This window comes from Bacillus sp. 7_6_55CFAA_CT2 (genome assembly GCF_000238655.1).
Lineage (GTDB): Bacteria > Bacillota > Bacilli > Bacillales > Bacillaceae_G > Bacillus_A > Bacillus_A cereus.
Genome location: NZ_JH414709.1, coordinates 18,572 through 37,212 on the forward strand (window position 1 = coordinate 18,572; position 18,641 = coordinate 37,212).

An 18,641-nucleotide genomic window follows, 5' to 3' on the forward strand; every position below is an offset into this window, starting at 1 on the left:
ATATTAGTATTTTTAATATAGCATGGGATAAGTCGAGTATGATTAGAAAGTTTTTTAGAATGAAAGGAAGGAATGGAAAATGCCATTGAATATGTAACGTTATACATAGTACATTAACAAGAGGGATTAATTTTAAAAGGAGGATGGGGAATTGCTAGATAAGGCAGGGGCTTTAATAGATAATCATGTGTACACAGAAGAAGAGCAACAAAAACTATACAAACGAACGTTAATAATCGTCAGCATTTCACAAATGTTTGGCGGTGCAGGACTAGCTGCTGGTATTACAGTGGGAGCACTTCTTGCGCAGCAAATGCTTGGAACAGATGCATTTGCAGGATTACCAACTGCTATGTTTACATTAGGATCAGCATTAGCAGCTTTCATAGTAGGGAAGCTTTCGCAACGATATGGACGCCGGATAGGTCTTGCAACAGGGTTTATAGTAGGTGGATTTGGAGCAATTGGTGTTGTAATGGCAGCTTTAACGAATAGCATTATTCTTTTACTTATTTCTTTACTCATATATGGTGCCGGTACAGCCACGAATCTACAAGCTCGTTATGCAGGTACAGATTTAGCAGATAAGAAGCAGAGAGCAACGGCTGTTAGTATTACGATGGTAATGACGACTTTCGGTGCAGTTGCAGGACCAAATTTAGTAGGAGTAATGGGTAGTTTTGCGCATTCAATTGGAGTTCCTAAACTTGCAGGTCCGTTCATACTATCGGCAGCAGCATTTATACTGGCGGGTCTAGTTCTTTTTGTTATGCTTCGTCCAGATCCGTTAATTATTGCTAACATAATAGAAAGATATAAACAGGAACATACATATAAAGGGCAACCAATAACAGAAGAAGTGAAAGAAAATAAACGAGGTATTACAGTTGGAGCAATCGTAATGATACTTACGCAAATCGTGATGGTTGCGATTATGACGATGACGCCAGTTCATATGGGACACCACGGTCACGGTTTAAGTGCAGTAGGACTTGTGATAGGTTTTCATGTAGGTGCAATGTATCTTCCATCTCTCGTTACAGGAATGTTAATTGATAAAATTGGCCGAACTACAATGAGCATAGCTGGTGGAGTGATTTTACTTGCAGCGGGTGTCATAGCTGCGATAGCGCCAAGTGATTCTTTATTACTATTAATCGTTGCTCTGTCTTTACTTGGGCTAGGATGGAACCTCGGATTGATTAGTGGTACAGCACAAATCGTTGATTCCACAACACCGTCTACACGTGCTAAAACACAAGGGAAAATAGATGTTTTTATTGCGCTAGCTGGAGCTTCTGGTGGAGCGATGTCAGGTATGGTAGTAGCGAATTCAAGTTATGCGGCATTGTCATTGGCTGGAGGCGTGTTAGCGTTATTACTTATTCCTGTTGTGATATGGTCTCGAAAAGGAGCAAGAAATTAAATGAAAAAGAGGTTCTAGTTACTGACTAGAGCCTCTTTTTATACACTTAAATTAAATTCCACTCTACAATAAGCCCTAAATGTGTAAGACCACCACCGAATCCGTATAGTAAAAGTGTGTCTCCATTATTTAACTTTCCTTCTTTTATAGCTAAATCTAGAGCGAGTGGAATGGTGACTGAAGAGGTATTCCCCATATATTCCACGCTCGTTAATGTTTTTTGTATTGGAATTTGAGATTTTTCGCAAATAGATTCAATCATTCGTAAGTTAGCGCTGTGGGGTATGAACCAGTCTATATCATCCCCTTGCATATTTGCGTTATGTAATAAATTTTTTATGCCTTTTGGCACTGTTCGTGTTGCCCATTTATATACTTCTCTTCCATTTTGAACGATTTTTTCATTTGTTTGCAGTGGTGTGCCATTCATAGTAGTAGATAAGTTTGTTCTATATAGATGAATGCCGCCATCACCGTTTGTTCCCATGTGAGCAGCGATAAAGCTTGGGGTGTCTTCATCTCTTTCTAATAAAATAGCTCCAGCACCATCACCGAATAAAATACAGGTCGTTCTATCGGTATAATCAGTAACTTTAGATAATGTCTCTGTCGCTACGACAAGTATTTTTTCATGTGATCCAGAAGTGATTAAGCTATTACCGACGTGTAGTCCATATGTAAAACCAGCACAAGTTGCATTTAAATCAAAAGCTAGTGTATGAGGTATGTTGAAGTATTGTTGTATTTGGCAAGCAACACTAGGGAAAACGTAATCAGCAGTAGTAGTAGCGACAATGATACAGTCGACATCTTCTAAGTTTTTCTTATATGTTGTACATAAATTTTTTATTGCTTTAATGGCTAAGTTTGAGGAATATTCTTCTTCGCTAGCGATTCTTCTTTCCTTCATTCCTGTTCTTTGTACAATCCATTCATCATTCGTATGGACCATCTTTTCTAAATCGTTATTAGACAATATTTGATCTGGAACATAAGTACCAATTGCAGTAATACGAGATTTAGAATGCATAGGAACATCTCCTAATTTTTATTTTTATAACCTGATACTAATATCAGACTATAGAAATTTCAATATAGATTTTTGTTGTATTAAAACGATAATACTTAACTTACAAGGAATTTGGCGAGTGCTGTAAAAATAATATACGAGAAGTTTCTAAAATTGATAATTGCTTTTGTTATTTTTATTGTGAGAAAAACTCGCAAAAAATGACGATTAAAGTAAAAAAATAACGATTTTCTTTAGTGTGATATAGGTTGTTAAACCTTGTGAAAGCGAATTACTTATGCTACACTTTATGTAACTTAAAATGAACGGAGGGGCTTCCTTTGATCTTAATCAGATTACGTCTCAATACTTTGTGCCAATAATTGAATAGCGCTCAAAGGCTCTGTCTGTGTACAGAGTGAACGGGATTGGTCTGCCTATTTTAAAGGAACCCTTTATTAAGCTTATATGTGAAAAAGAGGGAGGGACGAATACGCCCTCTTTTTGTTTTGCCTTTATAAATAGAATGGGATTGTATAGGTGAACGCTTATTGTGGATACGTATATGATCTTGGGACTTTTTGACTATAAAATAGGATGAAAGCATAGCTTTCTTCTATTTCTTTGGTGAACCCTTATCCGTTTACGAAAACACAGGCAGCGACCTGTGTTTTTTATTTTACGTAATCGAAATGGAGGAATAAATATATGGAAGAAGTATTACAAAGAGCAGTTTTAGTTGGAGTAAATGTAGGTAATGAAGATGATTTTGCATATTCGATGGAAGAGTTAACAAATCTTGCGGAAGCCTGTGATGTAGAGGTAATTGGGCAAGTAACGCAAAATTTACAACGAGTAAATCCATCGCATTATATCGGAAAAGGAAAGATTGAAGAAGTAGCAGCGTATGTACAAGAAATAGATGCGAATATGGTCATCTTTAATGATGAATTATCTCCTTCACAAATTCGAAATTTAGAAGAGGATTTAGATTGTAAGGTAATTGATCGTACCATTTTAATTTTAGATATTTTTGCGCAACGTGCGAAAACGAAAGAAGCACAGCTACAAGTAGAAGTAGCCCATCTTCAGTATATGATGCCTCGTTTAATCGGTCTTCGTGAATCGTTAGGAAGACAGAGCGGCGGCGTTGGTACGAAAAATAAAGGTGTCGGTGAGAAGAAGTTAGAGTTAGACCGTCGTAAAATTGAAGAACAAATTTCAGTTTTAAATAAAGATTTAGAAGCGCTCGTTGCCCAGCGTCAAACGCAGCGAAAGCAGCGTAAGAAAAATGAAATACCTGTTGTAGCATTAGTAGGTTATACGAATGCAGGAAAGTCCACGACGATGAATGCAATGCTTGAAATTTATAATGGTACAGAAGAAAAACAAGTATTTGAAAAAGATATGTTATTCGCGACGTTAGAAACATCTGTACGAAATATTGATTTGCCAGATAATAAATCATTTTTATTAACAGATACAGTTGGATTTGTAAGTAAATTACCACATCATCTTGTGAAGGCGTTCCGTTCAACGTTAGAAGAAGTAGCGGAAGCAGACCTACTTATTCACGTTGTAGATTACGCAAATCCAAATTATGAACAATTAATTGATATTACAAATGAAACGTTAAAGAAAATTGGAGTAGAAAATATTCCAACGATCTATGCTTATAATAAATCAGATATGGTGGATGTTGAAATTCCGAAAGTACAAGAAGACCGCGTGTATTTATCAGCGAAGAAACATGTTGGAATTGAAGAACTTGTAGAAATGATTCGCTCACACATCTATAAAGAATATACGAAGTGTGAAATGTTAATTCCATATGATCAAGGACAGGTAGTTTCGTATTTCAATAATCATGCACACGTTTTATCTACGAGTTACGAAAACGAGGGTACCAAATTAGAAATAGAATGTAAGACGAGTGATTACGAGAAGTATAAGCATTTTGCAATTTAATGTAAGAGGCAACCCAGTATGTGATTGGGTTGTCTTTTTTTTTGTACTGTTTTACCGCTGAAAGTTACAAGGATGCAAGCCAATGACGGGAGTTAAGTTATATTTCTGGAAAAAGAAATGAAAGCAGTATAGAATAGAAATGTTTCAAAAGTCAGAATTTATTACACCTACTGTAATAAATATATATTTTGTACAGAAAGGGGAGATTCACATATGCAGGCAGTTTCACACAAAAAAACTGTAGAAACACCGACAATATATCGAATTTTATTTGCGATTAGCTTTGGGCATTTTTTAAATGATTCGATGCAAGCAGTTGTGCCGGCGTTGTTTCCTATTTTGGAAAAAACGATGAATTTATCCTATATGCAAGTAGGGTGGATTGCGTTTGCATTAAATATGACGTCATCGATTATGCAACCGGTGTTTGGTATGTATTCAGATAAGAAGCCGTCACCATTTTTATTACCACTCGGCATGTTTTCAAGTATGCTTGGAATGATTGGACTCGCGTTTGCACCAAACTTTATTATTGTTATTATTTCTGTTTTATTTATTGGTTTAGGTTCCGCGGTCTTTCATCCAGAAGGCGCTCGTGTTGCGTATATGGCGGCAGGTGCAAAACGAGGGTTAGCGCAAGCAATTTATCAAGTTGGGGGAAACACGGGGAATTCTTTAGCTCCTATTTTTACAGCGCTAATTTTCGTTCCACTCGGTCAAATTGGTTCATTAGGTTTTACAGCATTTGCAGCAGTAGGAATTGTATTATTAATTTTCGTATCGAATTGGTACAAAAATGAATTAGCAACCGGTGCTGTAAGAAGGAAGAAGAGGGCTGCACTTGAGGCGGAAAATGCAATTGTAAGCACACACATTAAATTCGTTATTATACTTCTTGTTTTTCTTACTTTTGTACGCTCTTGGTACGGTGCTGGTATCGGGAATTTCTATCAATTTTACTTAATAGAGCATTACGGTTTATCTATAAAAAATGCCCAGTATTTCGTATTCGCATTTATGATTGCTGGTGTGTTAGGAACTTTCTTCGGAGGACCGTTAGCAGATCGATTTGGTAAGAAAAATATCATCGTATTTTCAATGTTAGGTTCAGCGCCACTTGCACTGTTATTACCACATGTCTCACTTGTGTGGGTCGTACCGTTATTTTTATGTATTGGTTTTATTAGTTCAAGTAGTTTTAGTGTAATTGTTGTATATGCACAAGAGCTTGTACCTGGAAAAGTGGGAATGGTGTCAGGATTAATCGTAGGTCTTGCGTTTGGACTTGGAGCATTAGGTGCAGTAGTTCTTGGGAAATTAGCAGATATATATAGCCTGCAATTTATTATGCTATTATGTAGTTGTCTACCATTAATTGGACTCACTTCATGGTTACTGCCAAGTGATAAGAAAACGATAGAATAGGGGATGCGCTATGAAATTGTGTGAAAACGTTACGGAATTAATAGGAGATACACCTGTCGTCCGATTATCTAAATTTATTCCGGAAGACGCAGCAGATGTGTATGTGAAACTAGAAATGTTTAATCCATCGCGCAGTGTGAAAGACCGTGCTGCTTATAATTTACTTCACGTTGCAGAAGAAAATGGTCTCATCAAACCAGGAGATACAATTATTGAACCGACAAGCGGGAATACAGGGATTGGTTTAGCGATGAATGCAGCAGCTAAAGGGTATAAAGCGATTTTAATTATGCCAGATAATATGTCAAAAGAGCGTATTAATTTATTGAAAGCATACGGAGCAGAAGTAGTTTTAACACCAGCAGAACAAAGAATGCCAGGAGCAATTGCGAAGGCGTTAGAACTGCAAAAACAAATACCGAATAGTTTTATCCCGCAACAATTTGAAAATCCAGCTAATCCGAATATTCACCGTTATACGACTGCGCTTGAAATTTACGAACAAATGGATGGAGAGCTGGACGCTTTTGTTGCAACGGCAGGAACAGGCGGAACGATTACAGGGACTGGTGAAACGTTAAAAGAGAAATTACCAAACTTATATATTGCAGTAGTGGAACCGAAAGGATCTCCCGTTTTATCAGGTGGTGTACCAGGTCCTCATAAACTAGTAGGAACAAGCCCAGGGTTTATCCCGAAAAACTTAAATACAGAAGTGTATAACGAAATTATTCAAATTGCAGACGAAGAGGCTTTAACGACAATGAGAAACTTAGCTAGACAAGAGGGATTATTAGTTGGGCCGTCTTCTGGAGCATCTGTTTACGCTGCAATCATGATAGCGAAACGTCTAGGCGTTGGTAAAAAAGTTTTATGTATTGCGCCTGATACAGGTGAACGTTATTTGAGCATGGGGTTATTTGAATAAAAAGGATAGAAACACCTTAATAGTGAATAGCTGCTATTAAGGTGTTTGTTTTATGGAATGAAGAGGGGGAGAAGAACAATGAAACTATTAAAACCAATACATGAATATAGTGAGCATATTACGGCGTATAGACAAGCGTTTTTACACTCAGGGGAACAACCACATGGAAGTAGTTCTTTACAAAACTTTGATTCTCTTGATGAATGGTTTGAAAAAGTGAGTAAACAAGCACTAGGAGAAAATTTACTAGCTAATCGAGTGCCATCTAGTCAGTTTTTAAGTTTTGAAAAAGGAGAACTTATAGGTTTTGTGAATATTAGACATAGATTAAATCCAGAATTATTACGGGAAAGCGGTCATATTGGATATAGTGTCCATCCAAATAAACGTCGCCACGGTTACGCTACGAAACAACTACAACTTGCATTAGCTGATGCGCAAAAGTTAGGATTGCAGAAAGTATTAATAACTTGCGATAAATCCAATATCGGTTCTGCTAAAACGATTCAAAAGGTTGGCGGTGTGTTAGAAAATGAAGTAGTTTCTTCTCGTACTGATGAAGTTATTCAGCGCTATTGGATAGAAATATGATTAAGTAGGAATTTGACAAGGTAATGCAAGCTGTAATATTGAAATAGATAAATGAAATATAGGGGATTACTGCAATTTTAGGGGGAAATGAAATGGGATTAAAAGAGAAAGCGATAGAGATGTCAGAGATTTATAGGAAAAATCCGAAAGTAGAAGCCATTATTTTAGCGGGTTCAGTAGCTAGAAAGCTTGAAGATGAACATTCAGATATAGAATTACATATTTTATGGTCAACACCGCCGGAAGATGAGGATCGTAGGGCCCCTATTTATCATATTGATGGGAAAATATTATCGTATCATCCGTATGAGGAAGAAGAATGGTCGGAAACGTATTTAACGAAAGAGGGAATTAAATTAGAGATTAGTAACTTTTTAACAGAGACAGTAGAGAAAGTAATTTCGGATGTGGTGGATCAATATGATATAAATTATGAAAAACAATGTATTGTATCATCCATTCATGATGGTGTTAGTTTGTATGGAGAAGGGAAAGTGAATGAATTAAAAGAAAAAGTAGCGGCATATCCAGATGAACTAGTAAAACGGATGATTTCAGAAAATCTATGGTTAAGTAATCGTTGGCACAATCGAAAGGCGCTTTTAAAACGGAAAGATTGGCTTATGCTTTATGACGTTATTTGCGAAGTACAAAGGAACGTATTCGGTGTTTTATTTGGTTTGAATAAAATGTACGTACATCATCCAGCGTTTAAATGGATGCCTAATAATGTGGAACGAATGACTATTAAACCTGAAAAATTATATGAACGTATGGCGGACACATTAATAGGGAATCCAGAAAAAAGTGTGCAGGAGTTAGAGTTGCTAATAGAAGAAGTGTTGCAACAAGTCCATACATACGCGCCAGGAGTAAATGTGGATGAGCAAGAAAAATCTATTTTTTGTTTTGTGAAATAGAAAATAGTAATAAGGGGGAAGTTATGGGTTTTTTTAATAGGTTTTTTAAAAAAGTTGAAAAAGTAAATGAGCAAGAAGCTACTCTTCATGAATTAAGTGAAGAATTGTATGTTGAATCACCGGTAGAGGAAGCGACTAGTTACTGGGTATCAATGGCACAAAATATAATTGTTAATGCTGTAAAGGCGGCTGACAATGATGTGGAACGTGCCTTCGTGTTATTGAATTTGAAGAAAGGTGAGGCTTCATTTGATATTTTTTATCAAATAAATGGGCAATTGTATTTCTGGGATCAGCTAGAAAATGAGACGATAAGAAATAGAATTCAGAACGAGTTGTTACCGCAAGCTCCAGAAGTTTCCAATGCAGTAAATGAGCAATTTCGTGGAGCTGATCACCCTATAATTTCGTTCGCACAATTGCAGTTTGAATGGGAAACGAAAGCCTGGTTCTCACATATAATTTGGGAAGATAGCCTTGCTGCTCAATTGCCCAAAACTCAAATTCTAAATGAATGGTTTCGTGTAATTAAAGAAGAAACGAAAAATAGACCACTGGATAGTGATGCGAAATTTTCTTGGTATCCATCAAACTCTTAAAAAATGAATACAGAGAGACAGGTTATGTTTCTAGATGATTTGTATTATTGAATAAGTATCAATAATACGTAATTCTTTTTCTATTGCCTGTTAGAATTCGCTATGTACTAAGCTACTTGTTTTCTAAACTAAAACTTATATTTCGAATTTTTAAATAGATTGTAATACATAAAAATTCGAAATATAAGTTGACACTATTTTTAATGTGTGATAAAAATGATAGTAATCAATTCGGAAAATAATATTTGGGCAATGAAAGGGTATAGTAGTGAATATCTCCCTATTTCAGAGAGCTGATGGTTGGTGTGAATCAGTATATAGATTATTCATGAAGTTCGTCCTGGAGCATCTTTCATAAATCTCATATTTTGAGGAAATGAAAGACGGTAGTTTATACCGTTATCAAATAAAGTGGTGAAGATTTTTTCACAACTAGGGTGGTACCGCGATATTTATCGTCCCTACGTATTTACGTAGGGACGTTTTTTATTTAGGTCCTAACTTTGGTGTGGCTTCATAACTAGGGTGGTACCGCGATATTTTATCGTCCCTACGTATTTACGTAGGGGCGTTTTTATTTAGGTGGTTTCTTAGTGTTCTTCACAACTAGGGTGGTACCGCGATATTTTTGTCGTCCCTACGTATTTACGTAGGGGCGTTTTTTTATTATTAGGGAGGAAGTGAACGTATTAGAAAAGAGTATTGATAGAACAATATAAATACCGAATTGTAACAAAGAAAAAGAGATAGAGAGGAGATTAACAAATGAATTCACAGCAATGGACATCGAAATTAGGTTTCGTATTAGCTGCAGCAGGTTCAGCGATTGGTCTAGGGGCGATTTGGAAGTTCCCGTACATGGCCGGAATTGGAGGGGGCGGCGCGTTCTTCCTTATTTTCATCGGTTTCACATTATTAATTGGTTTACCACTATTATTAGCTGAATTCGTTATCGGAAGAAGTACACAAAAAGAGGCCGTTGATGCATATAGAGAAATCGCACCAAAAACATTATGGCCATGGTTAGGGAAATTAGGAATTGTAACTTGTTTCATACTACTTTCTTTCTACAGTGTTGTAGGAGGCTGGATTTTATTATACTTATGGAATGCAATTACAGGTAGACTATGGGAAGGAAATGGGGCATACGAAGCTACGTTTGGTGAAATCATTTCCAATCCATATTTAGCAGTTGGGTCACAGCTATTATTCATCCTAATTACTATTTTCATCGTAAGTAAAGGTGTACAAAATGGTGTTGAAAAAGTAAATAAATATTTCATGCCAGCATTATTCGTTTTATTCTTTGTTTTAATCGTTCGTGCACTTACGTTAGATGGTGCTGGAGAAGGAGTTCGTTTCTTCTTACAACCTGACTTCTCACATGTAACATCAGAAGTTATATTATACGCAATGGGGCAATCGTTCTTCTCATTATCTGTCGGGGTAGCCGTTATGGTAACGTATAGCTCATACTTACCGAAAGAAGAAAGCTTACCACGTTCAGCATTTTCTATCGTAGCCTTAACTCTTGTTATTACATTACTTGCAGGACTTGCAATTTTCCCAGTAGTGTTCGCATTTGGAATGGAACCATCTCAAGGACCTGGGCTATTATTTATCGTACTGCCAGCTATTTTCAGTAAAATGGCATTCGGAAAATTATTCTTCATCGTTTTCTTATTACTATTCTTCTTTGCTACTATTACATCAGCAATTTCGATGTTAGAAATTAGTGTTGCATCGTTAACATCAAAAGGTAAAGGGAAACGTGAAAAAATGGCCTTAATCGTAGGGTTATTAATCTTCGTTGTTGGGGTACCATCAGCATTATCATTCGGTATATTAAGTGATCTGAAGATTTTCGGGAAGACAGTCTTTGATTTAGCGGACTATGCAGTAAGTAACGTATTAATGCCACTTGGTGTATTATTAGTTTCTATCTTTGTTCCTTTAAAAATGAAGAAAGATGTATTAATGAAAGAGCTAGGTGTAAGTAAAAATAAAGGATACAAACTATTTGTGTTATGGTTATTCTTACTTCGCTTTATCGCACCAATTGCGATTATTATCGTATTCTTAAATGTACTTGGCATTATATAAATAGAAAGGTAGCGTATCATACAAAGATACGCTACCTTTTTATTTTGCTCTTTTTTGCAGTTCGTTTACCGTTACGAACTGATATCCCTTCTTAGATAAAGAATCTAAAATACCTTCAATCGTTTGTAAATTTTCATTAGACTCATCATACATAGAATGCAATAAAATGATAGAACCTGGTTTTACATTTTTATTAACGTATTTAATTTTATCAGCCGCAGATTTATAAAAAGTATCGGGCTCAAGATCCCATATAATCGTTTCGATATTATTTTTATTTAAATAATAGGGTAGTCCAATTAATTTTTTTCCGTTAGGGGGCCTAAAATCAATTGCGTCTGTAAATCCTGTTTGGCGGATTAATGAATTCGTTTTTTCTATTTCATCTTTAATAAAAGAAGGTGTTTTGAAAACCATTCTATTATGAGAATATGTATGGTTTCCAAGTTGGTGCCCAGATTGCGCGATAGCTTCTCCTAACGATAGATTTTTCTCTAATTCATTTCCAATTAAAAAGAAAGTAGCTTTAGCGTTGTATTTATCTAGTAGCGGTAATATTTGTTTTACATTGTTAGTAGGGCCATCATCAAAAGTTAAAGCGATCACTTTTTCATTTGTTTCTACGCGTTGTGTTAAATTTCCAAATAATTGAAAGCTTCTTGCGTTCATCAATTTGTATGTTCCGAATAATGCCGTGATAATAAAGAATAGTGTAACGATCGTAATGATAATTTTTTTCTTCATAACGTAACCTCACAATGATTTTTGATTCAATTAAAAAGTATTATATCAAACTAAGTAATTTCGTGCTTTAAGAAGGGTGTGGATGCAAGGAGAAGGAATTTATCATATAATAAAATGCAAAAGGTATATTAGGAGGTGTTTATATGGCGATTATAATTCAATTGCCAGACACTGCAACGTCTCATGCAAAGCCAAGTATGGAAATGGCGATACTTTGCGTGAGGTAGACAAGTAATATACAATCGCCTATATGAGCTCGTATCATTTTTTATATTTGGCTTTGCACCTTATTGAAATGAATCATAAAAAATAAGGGGCGAGCAGAAATGAAATACGTAAAAGCTAATGCTGTTTTACCAGAGAGTTTAATTACTGAAATTCAAAAGTATATACAAGGTGAAACAATTTATATTCCGAAACAAGAAACGAAACATTATAAATGGGGTACACGATCTGGCGGAAGAAAACAACTAGATGAAAGAAATAAAGCAATTAAAAAAGCGTTTAAAAGTGGGATTGCTATTCATCAACTTGCAGAAGAATATTTTCTTTCTGGGGAAACGATTAAAAAGATTGTGTATTCTAAATAAGAGGAAAAGAGTCTGATTCATATATTACTTTGAATCAGACTCTTTTTGTTTTATATGTATTGGATATATGAAGTGTGAACGGGCATGATAATAGAAAAAATGTGCCGTTTTTTATTAAATGCTATACAGAACATTTGAAGAGTAGAAAGGTGAACATATATGAATCATATTGGACAAATAACGATAGAGCTTTTAATTGGTTTTTTTGTTCTATTAATTGCTACAAAAATATTAGGGAAAACACAAATATCTCAGCTAACGCCCTTTGATTTTATTTCTGCAATCGTCCTAGGTGAGCTCGTTGGAAATTCAATATATGATCCTAAAATTAAAGTATGGTCTATTTTATATTCAGTATTTGTTTGGGTAATTTTAATTTATACTATTGAAGTGATAACACAAAAAGTAAGAGGGACAAGAAGGTTTTTTGAAGGATATCCTTCAATTATTATTCGTAATGGAAAGATTGATCGTGAACAATTAAGCGTAAATCATTTGGATATAAACCAATTACAACAAATGCTTAGGCAACAAAAAGATATATTTTCAATCCGAGAAGTTGAATATATGATATTGGAACCTAACGGAAACATAAGCGTTTTGAAAAAAAGTAAATACGAATCTCCTACTGTAAATGATTTAAGTTTAAAACATAAGCCTGTATACTTACCAATTTCATTAATTAGTGATGGAAAAGTAGTTAAGGATAATTTGAGGGAAGCGGGATTTGATGAAGGGTGGCTTTATAAACAAATAAAGCAAAAAGGAATTACTAAATTTGAAGACGTATTATATGCGGAATGGAAAACAGATGATGGCTTCTTTTGTCAGGAAATGCAGCGGTAGAGAATAAGTGATATATGTAATGTTTGTTTCTAAGTTATCTTTTACATATCAAAAAACGTAATCATTGTATACAATAAAACTAGATCAACAATTTGTATGGAGTGATAAAGATGGAAGCGTTTATTAGAAGTGATCAATATAATTTTATAAAATCACAAGCTTATATTTTAGCAAACGGGCATGCAACGGCAAATGATAGAGGTGTAATTCAAGCGTTAAAATCGCTTGCGATTGAAAAGATAATACATGTATTTGAGAATTTAACGGATGAACAGAAAGAGTTAATTGATACGGTATTAACAGTTCAAAATAGAGAAGATGCAGAATCATTTTTAATGAAAATAAATCCGTATGTAATTCCGTTTCAAGAAGTTACAGCACAAACATTAAAAAAGTTATTTCCTAAGGCGAAAAAGTTAAAACTTCCTGATATGGAAGAAATGGATATGAAAGAAATATCTTATTTAAGCTGGATTGATAAGGGATCAAGCAGGAAATTTATTATAGCGAAAAATGATAAAAATAAATTTGTTGGTCTGCAAGGAACGTTCCAAAGTTTAAATAAAAAAAGCATTTGTTCATTATGTCATGGGCATGAAGAAGTAGGAATGTTTTTAGTTGAAATTAAAGGCGATGTACCAGGAACTTTCGTTAAAAAGGGAAACTACATTTGCAAAGATGGTGTAGCTTGCAATCAGAATATGAAATCGCTAGATAAATTGAACGATTTTATTGACCGCTTGAAGAAATAAAGAGAAAACCTCTAGTATTTAAACTGGAGGTTTTTATTTTTTAAAGAAGTAAAATAAGCTTTCTTTGTAAATGTAGATTTATAATGAAATTTGATAAAAATATCTATTATGATACAGTTGCTTATATGCAAGGAGGTAAAACATGGATTACCTTTTATCGAAAGAAAAAGTGAAGCGATGGCCCAAAGATATGATAGCGGCGGGGCGTTGTCATACTGTTGGCCTTAAATCGGATGGCACGGTAGTAGCGGTGGGCCGGAATAAAGAAGGGGAATGTAATGTAAGTGGCTGGCGAGATATTGAAGCAGTCGCAGTGGGCAATGTTCATATGGCAACGAACACGGGTAATGCTCATACAATCGGTCTTACATGTGACAGTACTACGGTAGCAGTGGGTTGGAATAAGCATGAACAATGTGATGTAAACGATTGGCATAATATTGTAGCGGTTGCGGCAGGGTGGCGTCGTACTATTGGCCTTAAATCGGATAGCACGGTAGTAGCGGTGGGCCGAAATAAAGAAGGAGAATGCAATGTAAGCAGTTGGCAAGGTATTGTGGCAGTCACAGCGGGTGACTGGCATACAGTCGGTCTCAAATTGGACGGAACATTGACGACTGTGGGGAATAATCGATATGGTCAATGCAATGTAAGTAGCTGGCGAGGTATTGTAGCGGTCAAGGCTGGGTATCTTCATACTGTTGGTCTTAAACGAGACGGTACGGTGACAGCAGTGGGGAATGATAAACATAACCAGTGTGATGTAAGTGGCTGGATAGATATTGTAGCGATAGCGGCTGGTTGTGCACATACAGTCGGACTAAAATCAGACGGCACGGTGGTCGCGGTAGGTAATAATGAATTTGGCCAATGCGATGTAGGTAGCTGGCGCGACATTCGGTTGCCTGGCAAATAGTCAATTTACAATAAATGATTAGTAATATTATTCTATTTTAGGAGTAATTATGGAATAGGATATGTAGAAAATAATTAAACTTAAATCTACTGAATAAGAATCTCTTTTGAAAAGGGTTTCTTATTATTTTTCATAAAATGAGGGTCTAAATGGAATTTTTGAACAAACTATATTTCAAAATTACAGTAGAAGATATAAATAAAGTATAGAGGAGATAAAGGAATGCTTAAAAGGTTTTTACTTTCTTTACCGGATGTTTTACTTATATGTATCGTTCTTTACATAACGTACACAAATTCTTTTAGCTTTGGACAAATGTTAGTAATTTCAATTGCAATCGGAATCATTGGTGGTCTTGTTATAAGGATTGGTAAGGATGTATTTATGTATATAAGGTGGACAATGAAACAGAGGAAATCTTGAATACGTTGTATTGCTATTAGGAGGAGATGAAATGACTAAGAAAAAGAGTAGAGTGAAAAATGAAGTAGCGCTTTGGGCATTAACAGCGGTTGTTCTCATCATTGTATGGTACTTTTATCAAAAATAAAAACGCATCGTATTAAAAAACACGATGCGTTTTTATTATTTTTTTTGTCCAATTTTCTTTAATAAAGTCTTCACGACCAGATTCCTTTTGCTCAGTAGCATATTTCTCTGGATTCTTTTTATAGAAATGTTGGTGGTATTCCTCTGCTGCGTAAAAAGGTGCAGCAGGACGAATTTCAGTCACGATTGGATCTTTAAACATACCGCTTTCTGTAAGAGCTTGTTTTGATTTTTCAGCAAGCCCTTTTTGTGTTTCGTTATGGTAAAAAATAGCGGTACGATAAGATGGACCACGGTCAAAAAATTGTCCGCCATCGTCAGTTGGATCGATTTGTGGCCAATATAAGTCTAGTAATTTCTGATAAGGAAAAATAGAAGGATCGAATGTAATTTGAACAACTTCTAAATGTCCAGATGTTCCAGCTTTTACTTGTTCATATGTTGGATTTTCTACATGACCTCCTGCATAGCCAGAAAGTACTTTATGAATACCAGGAAGTTCATCAAATGGTTTTACCATGCACCAAAAGCAACCGCCTGCGAAGGTTGCGAGTTCGTATGTTTTTTCGGACATTGCTGTAATCCTCCTAAATGTATATGTTTTATATAGTATTATATAAATTGTTTTATTGCGCAATAAAAAAGATTTGAAAATATATGTTTTTTATAAACAAGATCCTCCGCTCACATCAATTAATTGTCCAGTTACCCAGCGGCTGTCTGGAGAAGCAAGGAATGCAGCAGTATCGGCAATGTCTTCTACTTCACCTAAGCGATTGAAAGCGGAAATAGTAGTAGCGTACTGCTTCATCATCGGGTCGCTCAAGAGTTCTGCATTCATATCTGTTTTAATAAATCCTGGAAGTATTGCATTCACCGTTATTCCTCGTGCTCCAAGCTGTTTTGCTAGCGTAAAAGTCATTGTATTAATAGCGCCTTTCGTCATACTATATGCAACAAAATCAGGTAAAGAAATGCGGGTGGCAGCGGATGAAATATTAATAATTCGGCTATTGTCACGTAAACGTGGCAGTGCTTGTTGAATGATAAAGAATGGTGCTTTTGCATTTACTGAAAACATTCTATCAAAAAATTGTTCAGTCGTTTCTTCAATAAAAGCACCAGGACCAATGCCAGCATTGTTTATTAAAATATCAAATTGTGTTTCACCAGTGCGCTTTTGTAATTCAGTATCTAAAGCGTTATAAAGGTTTTCTACACCGTGTAAGGATTCTAAATTTGCGCCGATAGAAAAAGCTTGGCCACCATCTGATCGAATTTCATGAACAGTTTCTTCAGCGTCATCTTTTCGATTACCGTAATGAACAGCAACCAATGCACCGTCATTTGCTAAACGTTTAGCGATCGCTCGTCCAATTCCTCGGCTTGCTCCTGTAACTAACGCTACTTTCCCTTTTAACATAGTTTCCTCATCTCCTCATAAACTTTATAAGTTTTTCTTTATGTAGTAATGCAAACATACTTAAGTAATATATGAGTGTATGTAAGTAATGCATTCCAATTTTGATTTGAGAAAAAATAAATAGAATGAATTTTGATTTTTTTGAGAAAACATGTTGACAACGAAAAGAACAACGTCCTATAATACGTGTAACAAATAAAAGTTAATTAAGAATTTTCTAACTTTATATGTTGTATATGCAAAGAAGAGGAAAGTAGATGATTATGATCGTTTCAGAGAGCTACTCCAAGGCTGTGAGGGTAGTAACAATCGAATCATTGAAGATCACCTCGGAGCATCGCTTGCGAAAGGGAAACTGAGTAGAGGGCGGCGGCATCGTCTCCGGTAAAAGGACGGAGGTCTGATTGGACCTACAAAGCTTATATTTCGTGAGAAGTATAAGGAAGCTGAGTGGTAACGCGAAACTCTCGCCTCAGCAATCAAAGCTACTAAATTGTAGTAGTTGATTGCTGAGGCGAGAGTTTTTATTTTTAAAAATAGAAGAAGAGAATGCGTAGAAGAGGAGAGTAAATGATAAAGATTGTTTCAGAGAGCTGCCCCGAGGCTGTGAGGGTGGTAACAATTCACTCATTGAAAATCACCTTGGAGCACTACTTTTGAAAACTAGTAAAAAGTAGCGGGGTTGTTCCCGATAGAAAAACAAAAGTCTAATTGGACTTGCAGAGCTTATGTTTCGTGAGAAGTATAAGGAAGCTGAGTGGTACCACGATTCCCTCGTCTCAGCAATGGATTGCTACAAGTATGTAAGTAATCGATTGTTGAGACGAGTATATTTTTAAGGTTTATATACTGAATATTCTGTTAAAATTACTCATCTCAGCAATCGATGTAGAAATAGATTGCAAAAATAGAGAAAAAAGAGGAGCGATGTGAGATGGGAAACCAGTACATTTACATGAATGGGGAATTTGTAGAAAAAGAAAAGGCAGTTGTTTCAGTGTATGATCACGGTTTTTTATACGGAGACGGTGTATTTGAAGGGATTCGTAGTTACGGAGGAAATGTATTTTGTTTAAAAGAACATGTGAAACGATTGTATGAATCAGCGAAATCTATTTTACTAACAATTCCAATGACGGTAGAAGAAATGGAAGAAGCAGTTTTACATACACTCCAAAAAAATGAATACGCTGATGCTTATATTCGCTTAATTGTCTCAAGAGGAAAAGGTGACTTAGGACTCGATCCGAGAAGTTGTGTGAAGCCGAGCGTAATTATCATTGCAGAACAATTAAAGTTATTCCCACAAGAATTTTATGATAATGGGCTAAGCGTTGTATCTGTTGCATCAAGACGTAATACGCCAGACGCGTTAGATCCACGTATTAAGTCAATGAATTATTTAAATAACGTACTTGTAAAAATTGAGGCGGCACAAGCAGGAGTGTTAGAGGCTCTTATGTTAAATCAACAAGGATATGTTTGTGAAGGTTCTGGCGATAATGTTTTCGTTGTGAAAGATGGAAAAGTATTAACCCCGCCATCCTATTTAGGGGCATTAGAAGGTATTACGAGAAATAGTGTTATCGAGCTATGTGAACGACTGAGTATTCCGTGTGAGGAAAGACCATTCACTCGCCATGACGTATATGTAGCGGATGAAGTATTTTTAACAGGAACAGCAGCGGAGTTAATTCCAGTTGTAAAAGTTGATTCGAGAGAAATTGGAGGTGGGAAACCAGGAAGTGTAACGAAACAATTGACCGAAGAATTTAAAAAATTAACGAGAGAAAGAGGAGTACGTGTTCCCGGGCTGACGGAAAGCTTAGCATAAATAAGGAGAGGAGTTAAT

At 35.8% G+C, this 18,641-nt stretch carries 18 protein-coding genes and 2 other annotated features; of the genes, 14 read left to right on the forward strand and 4 right to left on the reverse strand.

All coding sequences use genetic code 11. The features are described from left to right. Positions 1-151 precede the first annotated feature (151 nt). Complete coding sequence (locus HMPREF1014_RS09250; protein WP_000884517.1) at positions 152-1,426, forward strand: MFS transporter; 1,275 nt, start codon at positions 152-154, stop codon at positions 1,424-1,426. A 46-nt stretch (positions 1,427-1,472) separates the two neighbouring features. Here HMPREF1014_RS09250 and HMPREF1014_RS09255 read toward each other — a convergent pair whose 3' ends face one another. Next, positions 1,473-2,456, reverse strand: a complete 984-nt coding sequence (locus HMPREF1014_RS09255) for a ketoacyl-ACP synthase III (protein WP_000555756.1) — start codon at positions 2,454-2,456, stop codon at positions 1,473-1,475. 687 nt (positions 2,457-3,143) lie between these two features. Here HMPREF1014_RS09255 and hflX point away from each other — a divergent pair. The 7 genes from hflX to HMPREF1014_RS09290 all read left to right on the forward strand — a co-directional run bounded on the left by hflX (position 3,144) and on the right by HMPREF1014_RS09290 (position 10,969). Next, positions 3,144-4,403, forward strand: a complete 1,260-nt coding sequence (hflX, locus tag HMPREF1014_RS09260) for a GTPase HflX (protein WP_000393281.1) — start codon at positions 3,144-3,146, stop codon at positions 4,401-4,403. 213 nt (positions 4,404-4,616) lie between these two features. After that, positions 4,617-5,828 carry an MFS transporter gene (locus HMPREF1014_RS09265; RefSeq protein WP_001149399.1) on the forward strand — a complete coding sequence of 404 codons (1,212 nt, stop codon included), beginning with the start codon at positions 4,617-4,619 and terminating at the stop codon, positions 5,826-5,828. A gap of 10 nt (positions 5,829-5,838) precedes the next feature. Next, the gene (cysK, locus tag HMPREF1014_RS09270) at positions 5,839-6,756 is read left to right on the forward strand and encodes a cysteine synthase A (protein WP_000762273.1); all 918 of its coding nucleotides are present in this window, start codon (positions 5,839-5,841) and stop codon (positions 6,754-6,756) included. Between the two features lie 78 nt (positions 6,757-6,834). Then, complete coding sequence (locus HMPREF1014_RS09275; protein ID WP_000771268.1) at positions 6,835-7,347, forward strand: GNAT family N-acetyltransferase; 513 nt, start codon at positions 6,835-6,837, stop codon at positions 7,345-7,347. A 92-nt stretch (positions 7,348-7,439) separates the two neighbouring features. Beyond that, a complete protein-coding gene (locus HMPREF1014_RS09280; protein ID WP_000523175.1) occupies positions 7,440-8,267 on the forward strand; it encodes a DUF4037 domain-containing protein in 828 nt (275 codons plus the stop codon). A gap of 23 nt (positions 8,268-8,290) precedes the next feature. Further along, positions 8,291-8,866 (forward strand): hypothetical protein, encoded by a 576-nt coding sequence (locus HMPREF1014_RS09285; protein WP_000505545.1) that lies wholly within the window; start codon positions 8,291-8,293, stop codon positions 8,864-8,866. 243 nt (positions 8,867-9,109) lie between these two features. Beyond that, positions 9,110-9,332: a binding site (T-box leader), on the forward strand. Between the two features lie 299 nt (positions 9,333-9,631). Continuing rightward, positions 9,632-10,969, forward strand: a complete 1,338-nt coding sequence (locus tag HMPREF1014_RS09290) for a sodium-dependent transporter (protein ID WP_001088185.1) — start codon at positions 9,632-9,634, stop codon at positions 10,967-10,969. A 39-nt stretch (positions 10,970-11,008) separates the two neighbouring features. Here HMPREF1014_RS09290 and HMPREF1014_RS09295 read toward each other — a convergent pair whose 3' ends face one another. Beyond that, on the reverse strand, positions 11,009-11,713 hold the full coding sequence (locus tag HMPREF1014_RS09295; RefSeq protein WP_000726865.1) for a polysaccharide deacetylase family protein: 705 nt from the start codon (positions 11,711-11,713) through the stop codon (positions 11,009-11,011). A gap of 326 nt (positions 11,714-12,039) precedes the next feature. On the opposite strand from HMPREF1014_RS09295, the gene HMPREF1014_RS09300 reads away from it, so the two are divergent. From HMPREF1014_RS09300 to HMPREF1014_RS09320, 5 genes are all read left to right on the forward strand, one after another. Next, the gene (locus HMPREF1014_RS09300) at positions 12,040-12,303 is read left to right on the forward strand and encodes a CD3324 family protein (protein WP_000878327.1); all 264 of its coding nucleotides are present in this window, start codon (positions 12,040-12,042) and stop codon (positions 12,301-12,303) included. A 159-nt stretch (positions 12,304-12,462) separates the two neighbouring features. Further along, entirely contained in the window at positions 12,463-13,149 is a 687-nt protein-coding gene (locus tag HMPREF1014_RS09305; RefSeq protein WP_001015535.1) for a DUF421 domain-containing protein, read from the forward strand. A gap of 110 nt (positions 13,150-13,259) precedes the next feature. Beyond that, positions 13,260-13,901, forward strand: coding sequence for a FusB/FusC family EF-G-binding protein (locus tag HMPREF1014_RS09310; RefSeq protein ID WP_000387073.1), 642 nt, complete (start codon positions 13,260-13,262; stop codon positions 13,899-13,901). A gap of 142 nt (positions 13,902-14,043) precedes the next feature. Next, positions 14,044-14,817 carry an RCC1 domain-containing protein gene (locus HMPREF1014_RS09315; RefSeq protein WP_000385095.1) on the forward strand — a complete coding sequence of 258 codons (774 nt, stop codon included), beginning with the start codon at positions 14,044-14,046 and terminating at the stop codon, positions 14,815-14,817. 222 nt (positions 14,818-15,039) lie between these two features. Continuing rightward, the gene (locus HMPREF1014_RS09320; protein WP_000919320.1) at positions 15,040-15,240 is read left to right on the forward strand and encodes a hypothetical protein; all 201 of its coding nucleotides are present in this window, start codon (positions 15,040-15,042) and stop codon (positions 15,238-15,240) included. 139 nt (positions 15,241-15,379) lie between these two features. On the opposite strand, the gene msrA is transcribed toward HMPREF1014_RS09320, so the two are convergent. Both msrA and HMPREF1014_RS09330 read right to left on the reverse strand, forming a co-directional pair. After that, positions 15,380-15,940, reverse strand: coding sequence for a peptide-methionine (S)-S-oxide reductase MsrA (gene msrA, locus HMPREF1014_RS09325; protein WP_001291889.1), 561 nt, complete (start codon positions 15,938-15,940; stop codon positions 15,380-15,382). 90 nt (positions 15,941-16,030) lie between these two features. Then, the gene (locus HMPREF1014_RS09330; RefSeq protein ID WP_000911808.1) at positions 16,031-16,789 is read right to left on the reverse strand and encodes an SDR family oxidoreductase; all 759 of its coding nucleotides are present in this window, start codon (positions 16,787-16,789) and stop codon (positions 16,031-16,033) included. A gap of 545 nt (positions 16,790-17,334) precedes the next feature. Continuing rightward, positions 17,335-17,574: a binding site (T-box leader), on the forward strand. A gap of 149 nt (positions 17,575-17,723) precedes the next feature. Here HMPREF1014_RS09330 and ilvE point away from each other — a divergent pair. Continuing rightward, positions 17,724-18,623, forward strand: coding sequence for a branched-chain-amino-acid transaminase (gene ilvE / locus HMPREF1014_RS09335; protein WP_000528157.1), 900 nt, complete (start codon positions 17,724-17,726; stop codon positions 18,621-18,623). Positions 18,624-18,641: the final 18 nt, after the last annotated feature.